The following is a 3,241-nucleotide window of genomic DNA, read 5'->3' on the forward strand; positions in this document are numbered from 1 at the left end:
TTCTTTGCAGCTTCACGATCTTGTTCTATAACAATGAAATCATCATTGAAGCCAAGATCTCTACATTTCATGATCTGTAGTTTGGCCATAGTACTCCTTCTCCAAGAAAATAGGAGTTAATAGTAATTAAGGTTTAAGAAAAAAGAGTCGCATCTCCGAGCTCAGAAAAAGAAAGAGATGCCTATCACAATGAATAGAATGCCTGCAGCTGTGGAAATCGTATTCTTATTAACCCTTGCCATGAGCTGCTTCCCAATATATATAGCTGTTATGGAGAGCAACAGTAACGCAAGGATCACGCCGATGAATACCATCACAGGATCGTACCGGGTGGCAAAAAGGGCCGCAGCTAACTGTGTTTTGTCCCCCATCTCAGAGACAAGTATTAAAGAAAAACCTGATACAAAGGGACTTTTCAGTTCGTAGGAACCATTATCTTCATCCTTATCCCTGTTATACAGCATCAGAACACCAAAGATAACAAAAAGGATACCTGCAAAGATCCTCACATAATCCAGGGGCACAACAGAAGCGATAAAATCTCCAAGCACAATAGCGATTCCATCAGTTAATGCGAATGCGAGCATGACCCCTGCGAGCAAGGAGCCGTACTGCTTTGTCTTTGTGGAAAGTACAAGGACAGCGAGCTGTGTTTTATCCCCTAGCTCCGCAAGACCAACGAGCAGGAAAGGTATGAAAATGTCCTGGATCATGCTTTCTCCTTGGAAAAGGGTGTATATAAAGCAATTGTCCAACTTGAGCGTACCTGACTATAACTTGGTTTTGTAACCTCAGAATGACCAGGAACTTTGTTTGCTGTCCAATCGAATATGCTTTATACCCCGGATAATAATTGCATCCCATATTACACCAAATATCAAACACACGGAAAGGTTGGCACATTGATCGAAATAGCTATTCCAAAAGGAAGTCTGGAAGAACAAACTCTTCTGCTCTTTAAGCAGGCAGACCTTGAAATAAAGAAGACCGACAGGCAATACAATCCTACCATTAATGACCCCCGGATAAAGAAGATCAAGATCCTGCGCCCACAGGAGATCCCCCGATACGTGCATGACGGATACTTTGACCTGGGAATTTCGGGGCTTGACTGGGTAACGGAATCAAATTCCGATGTTGTGGAGGTTGCTGACCTGCCGTACAGCAAACAAGGTTCAGGGAACGTTAAGATCGTCATAGCAGTTCCCCAGGAAAGCGATATACACAGCGCAAGGGATATTAAACCGGGTAGCAGGGTCTCTACTGAATATCCGAAAATGACAAAGAAGTTCTTTGACGACCTTAACATTCCTGTGGAGATCCATTTTTCCTACGGTGCCACGGAAGCAAAGGTCCCTGACCTCATGGACGTAGTGGTCGATCTCACAGAAACAGGTTCCACCTTACGCAGGAATGGATTGAAGATCGTTGATCAGATAATGGAATCCTCCACAAAGCTTATAGCCAACAAGAAAAGCTGGCAGGATCCCCTGAAAAGACGAGAGATAGAGGAAATAAAAACTTTACTGCTCTCTGTCATCGAAGCACGGGGCAAGGTACTCCTTGATATGAATGTACCGGGTGATAAACTGGATTCAATCATAGATTTCCTTCCGTCCATGAAGCGGCCTACAGTATCCCAGCTCTACAAGTCCGAGTACTATGCAGTAGAGACCGTTGTTAGTAAGAGCGAGGTCAATCTGCTCATACCAAGGCTCAAGGCACTTGGTGCTGAAGATATCCTTGAGATGGACATTTCAAAGATAGTGCGTTAAAGATATCCTGTGAATTCAACGGACAGAGCATAGGCAGGCATAAACCTGCACACCACTCTTTTTTGCATAGATGGCACATCTCATCATAATGACCATTAGTATATACAGCACTATAGATATATTAATATAGTACTTTTTAGAAGGTATCTAATAAGGACAATCGAAAAAGGGAACAACCGTTGTGAGATCATGAGGCTTCCATATCCTAATGATCGAAATGCGTGCTCGCTTCCCGAAAAAAAGAACGAAAGGAGAAAAACGATATGAAGTATGTAGCTGTAAACTGTCAGAATTGTGGTCGTAAGATATATGTTCTTCGCAAGTGTGCACGTGACAAGATGTACTGTACTATCCAATGCTTGGAATCCGGCGCCTCAAAGGTCTGAGTGTTTTCTGAGCACTCAGAGTTCATCTTTCTAATAGCATCTTTTTAAAGTTCAAGATCGCAGCAAAACAACAAAGGACAGGCCGTAGAAAAGCCCAAATATGCCAAAGGATACAAAAAACAATAGTGTTCATCACATTGGCGGTACGAAAGACCAGACATTCGCTGCAAGTTATAATGAAGAGGTGGTATAAATGATACTCAGAACACTTAAGTTGGGAGTATATGGCTGCATAATACTTGGAGCAGCTGTCTATGCTCAGATCAATAACAAGTAATAAGAAGCAGGGCAGGGTTCTTTACATTTTTTAAGTGTTTCAGGCCGAATAGCTCGTGGGGATCATTTGGCGATTGTGCAAATTATCTGATCGAAGATACATATACTATTTATGTACACGAAAATGATCAGCATTTGTGTTTATGGTTATTTATTGCTTATAGGCTATCAAATAAGTTATTGTAATATAGCAACAAAGCATTATCAGTACTGCTAAAACGTTTTGTTAAGATACTGTCGGAATAAACCCGGCGATCAACATTGTTTGCTGAAGAAGGGTGAATGATAGCAAGTAGGTTTGTAAAACGAGCTTCTGAGAAGTGCGGCCTGCCTCCCGGAACGATTGTCCACGTAGGAGACAAATGGGCAGAAGCAGTAAAAATAACAGTTATCGATTACGATAAGGACCATTGCCAGGTACAGAAAATATCGGATATAGAAGAAGTGTTCCCTTTCAGGAACAGTCCCACTGTAACATGGATAAACATAGATGGGATACACGATGTAACCATCATCGAGCGCCTGGGAACATATTTCAATATCCATCCCCTTGTTCTCGAAGATATTCTTCATACCACCCAGCGCCCGAAGATAGAGGAATTTCAAGATCATATCTATGTAGTGCTGCGAATGTTCTATCACGAAGACAAAACAGAGGAACAGGATGATGAACCAGGGATCATATCCGAACAGGTGAGTCTTATCCTGGGCCGCAATTTCGTAATATCTTTTCAGGAAGCAGGAGGGAATACCTTTGATCCCGTACGTATGAGGTTAAAAGGCTCAAAAGGTCGCATTCGCGAG

3 protein-coding genes are annotated in these 3,241 nt (G+C 42.3%); 2 read left to right on the forward strand and 1 reads right to left on the reverse strand.

Features of this window, described 5'->3' with window-relative positions:
• Positions 1-161: 161 nt before the first annotated feature.
• Positions 162-713 carry a TMEM165/GDT1 family protein gene (locus tag AB7U21_RS11470; RefSeq protein WP_333786957.1) on the reverse strand — a complete coding sequence of 184 codons (552 nt, stop codon included), beginning with the start codon at positions 711-713 and terminating at the stop codon, positions 162-164.
• A gap of 189 nt (positions 714-902) precedes the next feature.
• Here AB7U21_RS11470 and hisG point away from each other — a divergent pair, with 189 nt between their 5' ends.
• Positions 903-1,775 (forward strand): ATP phosphoribosyltransferase, encoded by an 873-nt coding sequence (gene hisG, locus AB7U21_RS11475; RefSeq protein WP_333786958.1) that lies wholly within the window; start codon positions 903-905, stop codon positions 1,773-1,775.
• 944 nt (positions 1,776-2,719) lie between these two features.
• Positions 2,720-3,241 (forward strand): CorA family divalent cation transporter (locus AB7U21_RS11480; protein WP_428389182.1); only part of this gene is annotated, 522 nt, incomplete at its 3' end.

Origin of the sequence: Methanomethylovorans sp., from assembly GCF_050177135.1 — an archaeon.
GTDB lineage: Archaea > Halobacteriota > Methanosarcinia > Methanosarcinales > Methanosarcinaceae > Methanomethylovorans.